The following is a 15,393-nucleotide window of genomic DNA, read 5'->3' as shown; positions in this document are numbered from 1 at the left end:
CGCAAAAAGCGGGAGTTTTTGAATAAATTAAAAACAACTAATTAAGCTACATTTTCTTTCTTAATTAAATTTAAAGCTGAACCATGTTTGTACCACTCAATTTGTGGTTGGTTGTAAGTATGCTCAGCTTTGATCGTATCTTTAGAACCATCTGCGTGAACGATCTCAATTGTAAGATCCTTGTCTGGAGCAAACTCCTCAAGATCTATAAAATTGAATGTATCGTCTTCCTGAATTAGATCGTAATCTTCTTCATTTTTGAAAGTAAGTCCTAACATCCCTTGTTTCTTAAGGTTAGTTTCGTGTATACGAGCAAAAGATTTTACTAATACCACTTTAACACCTAAGTGACGTGGCTCCATTGCAGCGTGCTCACGAGAAGAACCTTCACCATAATTGTGATCTCCTACTACAACTGTAGGAATTCCTTCTTTTTTATATTCTCTCTGTACCGCAGGTACACCGTCATATTCTCCGGTGATCTGACTTTTTACAAAGTTTGTTTTCTTATTGTAAGCGTTTATAGCTCCAATTAAACAGTTGTTAGAGATATTATCTAAATGACCACGGTAACGTAACCAAGGACCAGCCATAGAAATATGGTCGGTAGTACATTTACCCCAAGCTTTGATAAGAAGTTTAGCTCCTGTTAGATTTTCACCATCCCAAGGTTCAAAAGGAGTTAATAATTGTAAACGTTCACTATCTTCAGCAACTTTTACTTCTACACTACTACCATCTTCTTTAGGAGCAACATAACCTGCATCTTCTACAGCAAAACCTTTTGTTGGAAGCTCGATACCTTTAGGCTCGTCTAACATTACTTCTTCACCATCCTCGTTGATCAATTTATCACGAGTTGGATCAAAATCTAAACGACCTGAAATTGCAATTGCTGCAACCATTTCTGGAGAACCTACAAAAGCATGGGTGTTTGGATTACCATCGGCACGTTTAGAGAAGTTACGGTTAAAAGAATGCACAATCGTATTCTTTTCTTCACCTTTACGATCACTACGATCCCACTGTCCAATACATGGTCCACAAGCATTGGTAAATACAGTAGCATCTAGATCTTCAAAAATTTGAAGTAATCCGTCACGCTCTGCAGTAAATCTAATTTGCTCTGAACCTGGATTAATACCAAAATCAGATTTTGCTTTTATTTTCTTATCAACTGCCTGTTGTGCAATAGAAGCAGCACGAGTCAAATCTTCATAAGAAGAGTTAGTACAAGAACCAATTAGTCCCCAATCTACATTTATTGGCCAGTCGTTTTCTTTAGCTTTCACTCCCATTTCAGAAATTGGAGTCGCTAAATCTGGAGTAAAAGGTCCATTTAAATGAGGTTTTAATTCTGAAAGATTAATTTCGATAACTTCATCAAAATATTGCTCAGGATTTGCATAAACTTCATCATCACCTGTTAAATGCTCTTTAACAGCATTAGCTGCTTCAGCAACATCTGCACGGTTTGTAGCTTTTAAATAACGCTCCATAGATTCATCATAACCAAAAGTTGAAGTTGTTGCTCCAACTTCAGCTCCCATGTTACAAATAGTACCTTTACCAGTACAAGACATAGAACGTGCACCTTCACCAAAATATTCAATAATTGCACCAGTACCACCTTTTACAGTTAAGATACCTGCAACTTTAAGAATTACATCTTTTGGAGCTGTCCATCCAGACAGTTTTCCAGTTAATTTTACACCTATAAGTTTAGGGAATTTAAGCTCCCAAGGCATACCTGCCATTACATCTACAGCATCGGCTCCACCAACACCAATAGCAACCATACCTAAACCACCTGCGTTAACGGTGTGAGAATCGGTACCAATCATCATTCCTCCTGGGAATGCATAATTTTCTAATACTACCTGATGAATAATACCTGCACCTGGTTTCCAGAAACCGATTCCGTATTTATTAGAAACAGACTCTAAAAAGTCGAAAACCTCACTACTAGATTTATTGGCACTTTGAAGATCGATTGCAGCTCCCATTTTTGCCTGGATAAGGTGATCACAGTGCACTGTAGTTGGCACAGCAACTTTCTTTTTACCAGCCTGCATAAATTGCAATAAAGCCATCTGCGCAGTTGCATCTTGACAAGCAATTCTATCTGGAGAGAATTCAACATAATCTTTCGCTCTCTCATAAGCAGTAGTTGCTTCACCATCCCATAAATGAGAATAAAGAATTTTTTCTGCAAGTGTTAAAGGTTTACCCACAACATCACGTGCTTTAGTTACACGATCTGCCATATGGCCATAAACCTTCTTGATCATATCAATATCGTATGCCATTGTTTCTATAATTTTTGTTCTAAAAAAGTCTAGCAAAAGTAAGAAAAATAGCCGGATATTGAAAATCTAAACTACTCCTAAAAGGTTTGAGTAAAAGGGTTTAGATTAAATTGCAGAAATGTAATTTTTTCAACAATAATCAACATCTTATTAATTTAAAAATGATGTTCACAAAAAGACATCTCGATTTCTAAGAATTTGGCAATTAAACATCATTTTTATTCAGCATTAGTTTTATTTATAGCCATTCTTAATTATCTATTTATATTTTTTTTAAGAATTTAAAATAACAAATGATATCTAGAATAAAGATTGTTCCTAAATCTAATACCCTACATTTATATTAAAAGATAGCAAATAAAATATTGCTTATTAGGCTTTAGAAAAGAGCTCTGATCAAAGATTCCAGAGTTACACCTTCTGCTTCTGCTTTATAGTTTTTTATTACACGATGGCGAAGTATGCCTATCGCAACCGCCTGAACGTTTTCTTTATCTGGTGAAAATTTCCCATTCACCGCAGCATGAGTTTTTGCTGCTAATATTAGATTTTGTGAAGCTCTTGGCCCTGCTCCCCAATCCAGATAATTTTTAACAAGCTCTGGTGCAGCATCTGTATTTGGCCGAGTTTTACCAACCAGTTTTACGGCATATTCTATCACATTATCTGCTACTGGCATTTTTCTAATTATATGCTGAATTTCACTAATCTCGTTTGCAGCAAATAACGATTTAATTTCATATTTTTTATCTGTAGTCGTGTTTTTAACCACATTCACTTCTTCCTCGAAACTAGGATATTCTAAATTTATGGCAAACATAAAACGATCGAGCTGAGCTTCTGGCAAAGGATATGTTCCCTCTTGCTCTATTGGGTTTTGTGTCGCCAATACAAAATAAGGAGAAGCAAGATCGTAACGTCTTCCCGCTACTGTAACCGATTTTTCCTGCATGGCTTCTAAAAGCGCAGCCTGGGTTTTAGGCGGAGTTCGGTTAATCTCATCAGCTAATAATATATTAGTAAACACAGGCCCTTTTAGAAATTTAAATGTTCGATTTTCATCCAGAATCTCAGAACCCAGGATATCGCTCGGCATTAAATCTGGAGTAAATTGAATTCTTTTAAAATCTAAACCCAAAGCCTTTGCAATAGTATTTACCATTAGCGTTTTTGCCAAACCCGGCACCCCTATTAACAAAGAATGCCCCCCGGAGAATACGGAGAGCAATATTTGATCTATTACATTTTCTTGTCCAACAATTACTTTTGCTATTTCATTTTTTAAGCTTTGATGCTTTTTTACAAAATTTTCTAGTAAGTTAACGTCAGACATTCAGTAGTAAATTTTATTTTTTTAACCAATTGCTAGTATACTCACAATCTCGGTATTTTCCGCTAACTTTAACGTAAGTATCCTGAATTTTTTCTTTCTGCCACTCCTGGATTGCTTTAATTCTTTTATCCTGTAGTGCAAGCTCTTTAATTTTCATATAATCTGAACCGTAATTGGCAGTGTGCTGCGGAATTCTTTTGTCCATTTTGATAATCTTATAAAATGGACGCCCCATCCTATCCTGCTCCGTAATTCTATAAGAAATTTCGCCTTCTTTTAAATCTGAAATTTGATTATATAATTTGGTATCTAATTTAGTTTGTTCAAATCTGGAATCTCCTGTGGTAGGATTTCTCATTTTACCACCGTCAGCTTTTGTTTCCTCTCGATCCGAAACTTCTCTGGCAGCTTGTGCAAATTCGATATCTCCATTCTCAATTTTCTCTCTTACTTTATCAATTTTTTCTTTCGCTTTTTCCAGCGCATCGTTATTTACATCTGGAATTAACAGAATATGGCGCACATCGATTTCCTGACCTCTAATTTTAACCAACTGAACAATATGATATCCAAAATCCGTTTCAAAAGGTTCGCTAATTTCTCCTTCTCTTAAAGAAAAAGCTACATCTTTAAATTCTTTTGCAAAAGGATCTTTTCTACCAAAACTTAAAATATCACCGCCAGTTTGTGTATCATCTGAATATAAAATGGCTTTCGTAGCAAACTTAGACCCATTCTCCAAAACATCGGTTCTAAACTGATTTAATCGATCGATCGTTTTTTGCTTTTCTTCTTCAGGAACTTCAGGTTTTATTACAATTTCTGAAATTTCTACTTCGTCCCCAAAAATAGGCAACGAATCTTTAGGAATCTCATCAAAATACTGTCGAACTTCTTCAGGGGTTACCTCAATATTTTCAACAATCTTCTGTCTCATCTGTTGCGCAAGCTGGCTTTGCTTGTTCAGCTCAAATAATTCATTTCTAAATTCTGCTTCAGAATCTCTTTTGTAAAATTCCAGAACATCATCCATACTTCCCAACTGCTGCACCATTCCTGCAATCTGCTGGTCGATATAATTATTGATTTGTGCATCTGGAACTACAATACTATCCTGTATAGCCTGGTGAGCATAAAGCTTATTCTCCATCAAAGAACCTGCTAGTTGGCAGTCTGTAACATTCGCTGTACTTCCTCCCTGTGATTGAATATCTTTTCTTGTTAAATCGACATCACTATCAAGAATAATATAATCACCAATTACTGCGGCTATACCATCTACTTTTCTACGAGAACCTTCTGCCTCAGATAAAGGCTGGTTTTGTACCAACTCATCTTCTGGCTGTATTGATGTACTATCGGTCACGATAATTTCTTGTGCTCCTGCATTTATGCCCAGCACTAGCGCTCCCAAAATCAAAGCTTTCTTAATTGTAAATTTCAAATTGATTGTTTTTAATTGCATCTTTAGTAATATCCTTTTCTAGTTGCTTAACCAACTCCAACTTTTGCTTATTAAGCAAAATCTGTTCCACGGTTCGTTTTGCATATTCTAATGGCGCCTCATCATTTTTCTTAAGCGCATCATTTACATAGATCAAATAAGTTTCTACTGAATCTTTTAATTCTATGTATTTTTCCTTTTGTAATAATTTTGCTCGATCTTCTATACTTAATGGTACTATTTTATCGTAAACAGTTAAAGTTTTCACCCAAACAGAATCATTAAATGAATAATTTTTAAACTGAAGTGCATTTTCCTGCAACTTCTTTCTATCCTCTTCATTAAAACGAACAAACCACTTTTTAATTTTATCCAGATTCGTATTATTCGATTCTAAATTTATATAGCGTAACTTTACGAGATCCTGACTCAATTTAAAGTTTTCTTTATGCTCTTTATAATATCCTGAAATAACGGAATCATTAAAAACAGAATCTAATTCTTGTGAAACTATAGCATCGCTGTATGCATTGGTGTACAACTCGTTTCTATAATTCTCAACCAATTCATTAAATTCACGTTGCTGTTCTTCAGGCAAATTTAACTTAGCCCTATCTATAAGTAATTGCTGCGTCGCCCATCGATTAATATAACTATTTACAATAATCGAACTATCTTCTGCAGATATGCCTTCACCTACAAGCTCTGCTATATCTTCCTCATACAAATATGAATTATTTACCCGCACCACTATCTTTCGGTCATCCTGAGATTTAAAAAGATCACAAGAAATCACCAAAACTAATACAAAGCTTATAAAAATGGCTTTAACTCCTATTCTCAAACCAGGTAAATAATTCTTTCAACTTCAGTAAAACGCTTTTTCCTGAAATTTCTTATTAAGTGGAGCAAAAATAAGAATTCCTAGAGGTTCTGCAAGATATAACATTACTGATTATCAAGCAGTGCTTGTTTTTTTCTGAATATAATCTGAAGTGAAACTAATTTGAAATAACGCAAAGTACCATTTTCGCAAAATTTTCTATGTTTTATTACTACTCCCTATTATATTTGCGCAAAACAAGAGACAAAAAATGAAGAAATTTAGCGTATTAATCACATTTTTATTTTTAGCAATAGCCGCTAACGCACAAACTAAAATAGGCACTATAGATGCAGAATATATCATTTCTAAAATGCCTGAAATTAACAATGTAAATGACGGAGTTAAAGCATATAATGAGTCTTTGCAGGCTGATGTTGAAAATGCCATACAAGCCTATGAAGGTCTAATTAAAAATTATCAGGATAGCACTGCTGTTTTTACTGAAGACGTTAAAAAACAACGTGAAAATCAAATTCTTGGTCTGGAGAATGAGATTAAACAATTTCGCCAACGTTCACAGGTAATGATGCAAATGAAGCGTAATGAGCTTACCCAACCATTATACAAAAAGATCGACGCTGCAATGCAAGAAGTGATCAATGAAGAAGGGTACACCCAGATTTTCCATGCAGGCGGTGGTGCATTAGCATACTCACAACAAGGAAGCGATATTACCGAAAAAGTAATGGAAAAATTAGGAATATCTATTGAAGAAGTAAACACTACGCAACCTTCTGCAGATAGTAACAATGCAAATTCAAACTAAATATTGCAAGCATAAAACAAAAAAGCCCGCAATTGCGGGCTTTTTTTAAATCTAACAATAAAGAAACTTATCGACTATAATTTGGAGATTCTTTAGTGATTGTAACATCGTGAGGATGACTTTCGTGAATACCTGAAGAAGTTATTTTTACAAATTTGGCATGCTCTTTCAAGGCTTCAATATCTTTGGCTCCACAGTAACCCATTCCAGCTCTTAAGCCTCCTACAAATTGGTGGATACTTTCTTCTAATTCTCCTTTGTAAGGTACACGCCCTACAATTCCTTCAGGAACTAGTTTTTTAATATCATCTTCGACATCCTGGAAATAACGATCTTTAGAGCCTTTCTTCATGGCTTCTACAGATCCCATTCCTCGGTAAGATTTAAATTTTCTTCCTTCGTAAATAATAGTTTCTCCCGGGGATTCTTTAGTACCTGCTAAAAGTGAACCAAGCATTACACAATCGGCTCCTGCTGCAAGTGCTTTAGGAATATCTCCTGTATAACGAATACCTCCATCTGCAATTACGGGAACACCTGTTCCTTTAATGGCTGCTGCAACTTCAAGCACTGCAGAAAATTGAGGAAAACCAACCCCGGCTACAACTCTGGTTGTACAAATAGAACCTGGCCCTATACCAACTTTTACAGCGTCAGCTCCTGCTTCTACCAAATATTTAGCGGCTTCGCCTGTGGCTATATTACCCACTACTACTTCTAACTCAGGGAATTTAGCTTTTACTTCTTTCAACACATAAACTACTCCTTTGGTGTGCCCGTGTGCAGTATCAATGATAATTGCATCTACACCTGCGTTATAAAGTGCTTCAGCTCTCTCTACAGCATCGCCGGTTACTCCGATAGCCGCAGCAACTCTTAATCTTCCGTAGCTATCTTTATTAGCGTTAGGCTTTTGTGTTAATTTAGTGATATCTCTAAAAGTGATTAAACCAACCAGTTTTTTCTCTTTATTGATAACCGGAAGTTTTTCAATTTTATTTTCCTGAAGAATATCTTCTGCCTGATCTAAAGAAGTTCCTTCTGCAACAGTAACAAGATTTTCTGAAGTCATTACCTCAGCAATGCGCCGCTTATGATTTTTTTCGAATCTTAAATCACGGTTAGTTACAATACCAATTAGCTTTCCTTCATCATCAACAATAGGAATACCGCCAATACTGTGCTCTTTCATCAAATCTTTGGCGTCCTGTACAGTAGAGGAAATTGGTAAAGTTACAGGATCGATAATCATACCGCTTTCAGCACGTTTTACTTTACGCACTTTTAAAGCTTGCTGCTCTATCGTCATATTTTTGTGTAGAACACCTATACCTCCCTCTCTAGCCATGGCAATCGCCATACGAGATTCTGTCACGGTATCCATCGCTGCTGAAACAATAGGAACGTTGATCGTAATGTTTTTGGTAAATTTTGTCTGGATATTTACTTCGCGCGGTAAAACCTCAGAGAAGGCAGGGACTAAAAGAACATCATCATATGTTAGCCCTTCTCCCAGAATTTTGGATTCGTGTGCAATCATGGCAATTAAGAATTTAATTGCATGCAAATATACACAGTTTTAGGCAGAATGCATTAGGCTAAAGTGAATAAATCATTAATCTGTCTTTTTTCTGAAACGAATAATAAATTCTGAGCCTTCTTCAGGATAGCTTTTAATATCGAGAGTTGCTTTATTCAGTTGTAAAAATTGCTTTACTAACAGCAGTCCTATACCTGTTCCGGTTTCCATGTTTGTACCTAATTCAGACATTAACTGGGTATTAAAATTTTGTATTTGTGCTATTCGCTCTTCAGAAATCCCCTCGCCACCATCTTTTATTTTAAAATAAACAAACTCTTCATCCTCCTTATAATGGATTTTAATTTCTTTATACTGATGTGTAAATTTTATGGCGTTACTTACTAAATTATGAAGTATGATAGATAAATGACCTTTATCCACAACAATAGCACTTAAACTCGCCGGTATATCATGTTTTATCTGAATGCCTTTAGATTTTGCTACCAGATAATGAGCTTCCATAATTTCTCGCACTCTTTTTGGCAGCACCACTTCTTCCAAATGCATTTTAGAACCTTCTAATTGCGAATTGGCCCATTGTAATAAATTTTGCAGCATGGTAGAGGTTGCCGACACCTGTTTAAGCATTTCATCAAGCAACTCTGCCTGTTCTTTTTCAGAGAATTCTCCTATTTTAATAAGTTCAAGCAATTTTTGTATAGAACCAATGGGCGACTTTAAATCATGTGACAAGATTGAAAATAATCGATCTTTACTTTTATTAAGATTGGCTAGCTCTTTATTACGTTCTGTAATTAATTTATTTTTCTGAACAATTAATTCGTTCTTTTCTTCTACTGTTTTTCTAAATTTCTCTTTTTGACGATACGTTTTTATCCTAAAAAACAAAATAACCTTCAGCACAACGCCCACCCCAAGCAGGATAGCGATAATTAATTTATTACGGGAAAGCTCTCTATCCTTCTCCATTCTTTCTAATCGCAACCTACGATTATCTTCTTCTTTACTTTCCAGATTAAGAAGATCGATAGATCTTAAACGCTTTTGATTATACAGCGAATCTCCATAAATATTATGCTGTTTCGAATATTGTAGCGCTTTGTTTGATTCTCCTTTTTGCTCGTAGATATTGAAAAGAATTCCTGTAATCTTTTCTAATTCATAAAACGAATCATTTATTTCAGCAAAATTTAAGGCTTCAAGTGCATTTTTTTCAGCTTTAGCCAGATTGCCTCGATAAAAGTAACTCTGTGCTAAACCAAAATATGCAAAAGATTTCTCCCAGTTATTTGGTGAAGTTTTATCGTTCAATACGTTATCGAAATAATTTATTGCGGAAGGAATATCTTCTTTTTGATACGCTAAATCCCCCAGGTGATTCATCGTTAAGTGTTCAATATCTTTTCTATTCGCGGCTTTAGATATAATTAGCGCACTATCCAAAATGGTCTTGGCTTCCTCTAGATGTCCTAATTTTAATTTAGATATGCCAATATTGATCACGGCCGGTGCGGCTGCATATTTTTTTTCAGATTGATTATAATATTCAATTGCCTGGCGAAAATATTCTATAGCAATATCGTGCCGATCCATCCCTTGCTGGATCAACCCAAGACCATTTAAGCATTTTCCAACACCTTCATAATCATCGATTGATCTATATATCTTTTCTGCCTTTAAAAAATCTTTTAAAGACTTATAATAATCACCTTTCACATAATAAGCAATAGCCCATTTTCTAATAATTTCTGCATGTAGTTTGGGATTATCAAGATCTTTTGCAAACTTATCACACTTTTGAAGATCGATTATTGCTCTATCAAAATCGTTGAATATAGCGTTATCTGTTTGCTTTAAATAATAATTAACCGAGTCGGTTTTTATTTGAGTTGAATAATCTGACTGCGCTAGAGAAGAAAAATTGATAAAGAATAGAAAAATACCTAAAAAACTAACTTTCAAAACGATAAATTATTGATTGCAGTAGGCAATGATATGAAGAAAAGTTAAAATATTATGATTGCTATTTCCTGAAAATTTCAGTAGCCTTATTGAAGGAAGCTTCAAAACTCCCCATTCTAATATTTGAACTTTGCTTTTTTGTGTTGAAATAGGAAACCATTTTTTCAGTAGGCATATTTCCCGTAAGTTCGTCTTTAGCCATTGGGCAACCACCAAACCCCTGAATTGCTCCATCAAATCGATAGCATCCTGAAGTAAAGGCAGCATCAACTTTCTCAAACCAGGTGCTTGGCGTAGTATGCAAGTGCGCACCAAATTCGATATTAGGAAATTTTGGAATTAATTCTGAAAAAAGATAACTAATCACATCTGCTGTTGAAGTTCCCACCGTATCCGAAAGTGATAAAATCTTTACACCCATATTCGAAAGTCGCTCGGTCCATTCTCCTACGATCTCTACATTCCAGGGATCTCCGTAGGGATTTCCAAATCCCATAGAAAGATACGCTACAACTTCTTTATCAGATTTAGCTGCGATATCTAGTATCGTTTTTAAAATATCAACTGACTCCTCAATTGTCTTGTGCGTATTACGCATTTGGAAGTTTTCTGAAATTGAAAATGGATATCCTAAGTAATCTATTTCAGGAAACTGAGAAGCATCCTCAGCGCCGCGAGTATTGGCAACGATCGCTAATAATTTACTTTGGGATCTACTCAGATCTAGCTTAGAGAGTACCTGTGCAGTATCTCGCATCTGCGGAATGGCTTTTGGAGAAACAAAACTCCCAAAATCGATAGTATCGAAACCACATTGCAATAATGATTGAATGTATCTTGCTTTGGCTTCAGTAGGAATAAATTCTTTAATTCCCTGCATGGCATCACGCGGACATTCGATAAGTTTAATCTCTCCCATATTCCCAAAGATACCTTTTAGATTTTGATTACGAAATCTAAATACTGTCAAGAAATATTAAAATGATGTGAATATTGAAAAACTCATTTCAATAAAAATGTAATAAACTATAAAAGAATAAAAATCCCGATTCCAATAAAAACAGCAACCTGCGTCCATTTTAAAACGACACCTGAATTTCGATGTTTTTGAAGATATTTTGAAATGCTTCCTGCAAGAATCGCTACCAAAACAAAAATCAAAAATCCCTGAAGCATAAAAAGAGCCCCTAAAACATAAAATTGCAATACTGTATTTCCTTCAGGATCCCATAGAAAGCCAGGAAAAAGTGCTAAAAAGAAGATGGTTACTTTAGGATTTAGCACATTCATTATAAATCCCTGTCGATACAAACCAAACAAACTTTTTTTCTTAATTCCTTCCGTAGAAAAAGCAATTTCAGGATCACTTTTAAAAACTTTGTAAGCTAAATAGAACAAATAAGCAGCTCCAGAACATTTAATTATCAAATAAATGGTTTCCGATTGTTTTATAATCGCTGAAACTCCAAAAGCTACCAAACTGGTATGCACCAATACACCAGAGACTAAACCTAAAGCGGCAATAATAGCTTGCTTTTTACCATTCGCCATTCCCTGCACTAATACATAAATAATATCTGGCCCAGGTGCTAAGGTTAGTAAGATTGTAGCCGTAATAAAAGGAATAAGCTGTTCTAGCAAACGGTTTTAATTTTAAAGCTGAATAGAATTTTCAAAATTATGATTTTGGATATTTTTTGAGGATTTTAGTATTGATCGCTTTGATAAGTGCAGGACCTTCGTAAATAAAACCGGTGTATAATTGCACTAAACTTGCTCCGGCTTCTAACTTTTCGATAGCATCGTCTGCACTATGAATACCACCTACACCAACAATAGGAAAGGCTTTATTACTTTTTTCTGAAAGAAAACGAATCACCTCTGTCGATCTTTTGGTTAAGGGTTTGCCACTTAAACCACCAGCTTCATCTATATGTTCAGAAACCAGACCTTCACGACTTATGGTAGTATTGGTTGCAATTACCCCATCGATCTTAGTTTCTTGTACAATTTCAATTATATCCAATAATTGAGAATCTGTAAGATCTGGGGCAATTTTTAGCAATATGGGTTTTTGTTTTGGCTTTGCATAATTAAGCTCCATCAAAGTTTTTAGCAAATGCGTTAAAGGTTCTTTATCCTGTAGCGCTCTCAAATTAGGTGTATTTGGCGAACTAACATTTACCACAAAATAATCTACGTAGTCGAATAAGGCTTCAAAACAAATTTTATAATCTTCAACGGCTTTTTCATTTGGCGTAACTTTATTCTTTCCAATATTACCACCAATAAGTACATCGGTATTCTTTTTAAGGCGTTGCACCATTTCTTCAACTCCGCCATTATTAAACCCCATGCGGTTGATAATAGCCTGATCAGCTTTTAACCGAAACATCCTTTTTTTCTCATTACCAGGCTGTGGCTTTGGCGTTACCGTTCCTACTTCTATAAAACCGAAACCAAGATTAGATAATTCTTTATATAATTTCGCATCTTTATCAAATCCTGCTGCTAGTCCAACAGGGTTTTTAAACTTCAATCCAAAAACTTCACGCTCCAGACGAGGATCATTATTACTGAATTTCGATTTTAAAATTGAAGCAACACCCGGAATTCTATTCAGGTTTCTTATACTATTGAAAGCGAAATGATGAATCGCCTCTGGATCGTATTTAAAAAGTATTGGGCGAATTAAAGACTTATACATAAACGGCTGATTTGTGCAAAAATAAATGAATTGTAAAAATGAACACACTAAATCTTAAAAGGTTTTGCCCCCGGAAGTCAATTCGCTAATTTTGACTCGATAACCGAGGTTGAATCTTTCGAAGAAAGCCTCGAAATAAAAAATAAATTTTCAATAAACGTCTAAGGAGCGCGCTCATAGGCAGTTTAAGATATCAATAGGAGTTTATTCAGAATTTATTTCAGAAAAACTTCTGAAAAAATCAACCAATTTTAGACAACTAACACCAAAAAATATGATCAATAAACAAGAAGTTTTAGATCGATTTATAAGCTACGTAAGTATCGATACGCAGAGTGATCCTGAAAGTGAAAACACTCCCAGCACCGAAAAACAATGGATTCTTGCCAATAAATTAGCAAAGGAACTAGAAGTAATGGGAATGCAAAATGTAAGCATCGACGAGAATGCTTATGTTATGGCTACTTTACCTAAAAATATCGAAAAGGAAACGCCAATTATTGGCTTTGTTTCTCATTTTGATACCTCACCAGATTTCAACGGGGAAAATATCAAGCCGCAGATTATCGAAAATTATGATGGCGGTGATATCATTCTTAATACTGAAAAAAATATCGTTCTTTCTTCGGAATACTTTGAGGATTTAAAGCAGTACGAAGGACAAACCATTATCACTACAGACGGGAACACGCTTTTAGGAGCCGATGATAAAGCAGGAATTACTGAAATTATGACTGCGATGAAATATCTAATTGATCATCCTGAAATTAAACATGGCACTATAAAAGTTTGTTTCACCCCAGATGAAGAAATTGGTCGGGGAGCGCATAAATTTGATGTCCATAAATTTGGCGCAGACTGGGCGTACACAATGGATGGAAGCCAGATTGGTGAATTAGAATACGAAAATTTTAATGCAGCCAGCGCCAAGGTTACCATTTCAGGAAAAAGCGTTCATCCCGGTTATGCAAAAGATAAAATGGTGAACAGTATGTATATCGCTCAGGATTTTATTAATTCTTTACCACGATTAGAAACTCCTGAACATACTGAAGGTAGACAGGGATTTTTTCATCTTAGCAATATTAAAGGTGATGTAGAAGAAACGATTTTGCACTATATAATTCGTGATCACGATAAAAAGCATTTCGAAGCGCGTAAAAAAGTAATTGCAGATCTTGGTATAGAAATATGCAAGCAATACGAAAGTGACTGCGTACATGTTGAAGTAAAAGATCAATACCGCAATATGCGTGAAAAGATCGAACCGATGATGCACATTGTTGAGTTAGCCAAAGAAGCCATGGAAAAAGTTGACGTAAAGCCGATTATAAAACCAATAAGAGGAGGAACAGACGGCTCACAGCTAAGTTTTATGGGACTTCCTTGTCCTAATATTTTTGCAGGCGGGCACAATTTTCATGGAAAATATGAATATGTCCCTCTAGAAAGTATGATTAAAGCAACTGAAGTAATTATAAAAATAGCCGAACTTAATGCTCGATAAAAGCTTTTAAACCCGAGCCGATTAAAAAATTAATAATTCTTCAAAAAATAGTTACAAAAAATCCCTTTAGAAAAATTTCTAAAGGGATTTTTCTTTTTAAAAGAGATTGAATTACTTCTTCTTCTCTTCTTTTTCAGTTTTAGCTGGCTCATTAAGCTTTTGGCTCATTTCCAACGATATTGAAGATTTATCGAAAGTGATTTTTCCTGCACCGGTTTCAATAATTACCGCATTATTTTTATCACTAAAATCGATAATTTTACCATGCATTCCGCTTTTGGTAACTATTCGATCTCCTCTTTTTAATTCTTTAATAAAATTCTTTTCCTGTTTAGCCTTTTTCATTTGCGGGCGTATCATAAAAAAATACACTACCGCGAACATTAAGATTAAAGGAAGACCCTGTTGTATTTGATCCATATAAATTAATTCTCGCTTTTAACTTGCGTTTTCTGGGGTTTCAACAAAAGCTTTAATTTTAATACGCTCTTGTCCATTTTCTGTATTAGCAGAAATTGTTACTGTTTTTTGCACTTGTCCTCTACCAGATCCATTAAATTTTACGCGAATCTCACCAGTTTCTCCCGGTTCTATAGATTCATTTTTATGATAATCTGGCACTGTACATCCACAAGTACTTTTGGCATTAGTAATTACTAGCGGTGCTCTACCTGTATTGGTAAAGGTAAATACATGTTCTACAGGATTTCCCTGAGGGATATTTCCAAAATCAAATTCAGTTTCATCAAAACTTAGTTCAGGATAAACCGTCGCTTTAGAGTCACGCGCTGCAGCTGCATCTACGTTTTCAGCTTTTACTTTTTCTGAAGCGTTGTCACCGCCGTCTTTACAGGAAGTAAAGAACATTGTTCCCACTGCTGCTATTAATAAAATTCCTTTTTTCATAATACTACAAATTTGAGGGTTAAAATTAAG

At 35.2% G+C, this 15,393-nt stretch carries 13 protein-coding genes; 2 read left to right on the top strand and 11 right to left on the bottom strand.

Translation table 11 applies throughout. The features are described from left to right. Positions 1–41: 41 nt before the first annotated feature. From PBT91_RS04120 to PBT91_RS04105, 4 genes are all read right to left on the bottom strand, one after another. On the bottom strand, positions 42–2,309 hold the full coding sequence (locus tag PBT91_RS04120; protein ID WP_270060521.1) for an aconitate hydratase: 2,268 nt from the start codon (positions 2,307–2,309) through the stop codon (positions 42–44). Positions 2,310–2,688: 379 nt separating this feature from the next. Further along, a complete protein-coding gene (locus tag PBT91_RS04115) occupies positions 2,689–3,642 on the bottom strand; it encodes an AAA family ATPase (RefSeq protein WP_270060520.1) in 954 nt (317 codons plus the stop codon). 13 nt (positions 3,643–3,655) lie between these two features. Further along, positions 3,656–5,107: a peptidylprolyl isomerase gene (locus PBT91_RS04110; RefSeq protein ID WP_270060519.1), complete on the bottom strand. Its 1,452-nt coding sequence runs from the start codon at positions 5,105–5,107 to the stop codon at positions 3,656–3,658. Continuing rightward, positions 5,070–5,930 carry a peptidyl-prolyl cis-trans isomerase gene (locus PBT91_RS04105; protein ID WP_270060518.1) on the bottom strand — a complete coding sequence of 287 codons (861 nt, stop codon included), beginning with the start codon at positions 5,928–5,930 and terminating at the stop codon, positions 5,070–5,072. The genes PBT91_RS04110 and PBT91_RS04105 overlap by 38 nt, the downstream gene beginning before the upstream one ends. A 250-nt stretch (positions 5,931–6,180) precedes the next feature. On the opposite strand from PBT91_RS04105, the gene PBT91_RS04100 reads away from it, so the two are divergent. After that, positions 6,181–6,738 carry an OmpH family outer membrane protein gene (locus tag PBT91_RS04100; protein WP_270060517.1) on the top strand — a complete coding sequence of 186 codons (558 nt, stop codon included), beginning with the start codon at positions 6,181–6,183 and terminating at the stop codon, positions 6,736–6,738. Positions 6,739–6,805: 67 nt separating this feature from the next. On the opposite strand, the gene guaB is transcribed toward PBT91_RS04100, so the two are convergent. From guaB to PBT91_RS04075, 5 genes are all read right to left on the bottom strand, one after another. Continuing rightward, the gene (gene guaB / locus PBT91_RS04095; RefSeq protein WP_270060516.1) at positions 6,806–8,278 is read right to left on the bottom strand and encodes an IMP dehydrogenase; all 1,473 of its coding nucleotides are present in this window, start codon (positions 8,276–8,278) and stop codon (positions 6,806–6,808) included. 75 nt (positions 8,279–8,353) lie between these two features. Next, the gene (locus PBT91_RS04090) at positions 8,354–10,243 is read right to left on the bottom strand and encodes a tetratricopeptide repeat-containing sensor histidine kinase (protein WP_270060515.1); all 1,890 of its coding nucleotides are present in this window, start codon (positions 10,241–10,243) and stop codon (positions 8,354–8,356) included. A 61-nt stretch (positions 10,244–10,304) separates the two neighbouring features. Next, positions 10,305–11,162 (bottom strand): hydroxymethylglutaryl-CoA lyase, encoded by an 858-nt coding sequence (locus tag PBT91_RS04085; RefSeq protein ID WP_270060514.1) that lies wholly within the window; start codon positions 11,160–11,162, stop codon positions 10,305–10,307. A 107-nt stretch (positions 11,163–11,269) separates the two neighbouring features. Further along, positions 11,270–11,884, bottom strand: a complete 615-nt coding sequence (locus PBT91_RS04080) for a LysE family translocator (protein WP_270060513.1) — start codon at positions 11,882–11,884, stop codon at positions 11,270–11,272. Positions 11,885–11,921: 37 nt separating this feature from the next. Next, the gene (locus PBT91_RS04075) at positions 11,922–12,950 is read right to left on the bottom strand and encodes a quinone-dependent dihydroorotate dehydrogenase (RefSeq protein WP_270060512.1); all 1,029 of its coding nucleotides are present in this window, start codon (positions 12,948–12,950) and stop codon (positions 11,922–11,924) included. A 274-nt stretch (positions 12,951–13,224) separates the two neighbouring features. On the opposite strand from PBT91_RS04075, the gene pepT reads away from it, so the two are divergent. After that, a complete protein-coding gene (gene pepT / locus PBT91_RS04070) occupies positions 13,225–14,457 on the top strand; it encodes a peptidase T (RefSeq protein WP_270060511.1) in 1,233 nt (410 codons plus the stop codon). Positions 14,458–14,568: 111 nt separating this feature from the next. Here the strand turns inward: pepT and yajC are convergent, their stop codons facing one another. Further along, positions 14,569–14,877: a preprotein translocase subunit YajC gene (yajC, locus tag PBT91_RS04065; protein ID WP_270060510.1), complete on the bottom strand. Its 309-nt coding sequence runs from the start codon at positions 14,875–14,877 to the stop codon at positions 14,569–14,571. An 18-nt stretch (positions 14,878–14,895) separates the two neighbouring features. Continuing rightward, positions 14,896–15,363: a DUF1573 domain-containing protein gene (locus PBT91_RS04060; protein ID WP_270060509.1), complete on the bottom strand. Its 468-nt coding sequence runs from the start codon at positions 15,361–15,363 to the stop codon at positions 14,896–14,898. Positions 15,364–15,393: the final 30 nt, after the last annotated feature.

The sequence above is a fragment of the Zunongwangia sp. HGR-M22 genome, from assembly GCF_027594425.1.
In the GTDB taxonomy this organism is placed as follows: domain Bacteria; phylum Bacteroidota; class Bacteroidia; order Flavobacteriales; family Flavobacteriaceae; genus Zunongwangia.
The sequence above is the reverse complement of the archived record's forward strand: the minus strand, read 5'-3'. Positions and strand labels throughout refer to the sequence as shown.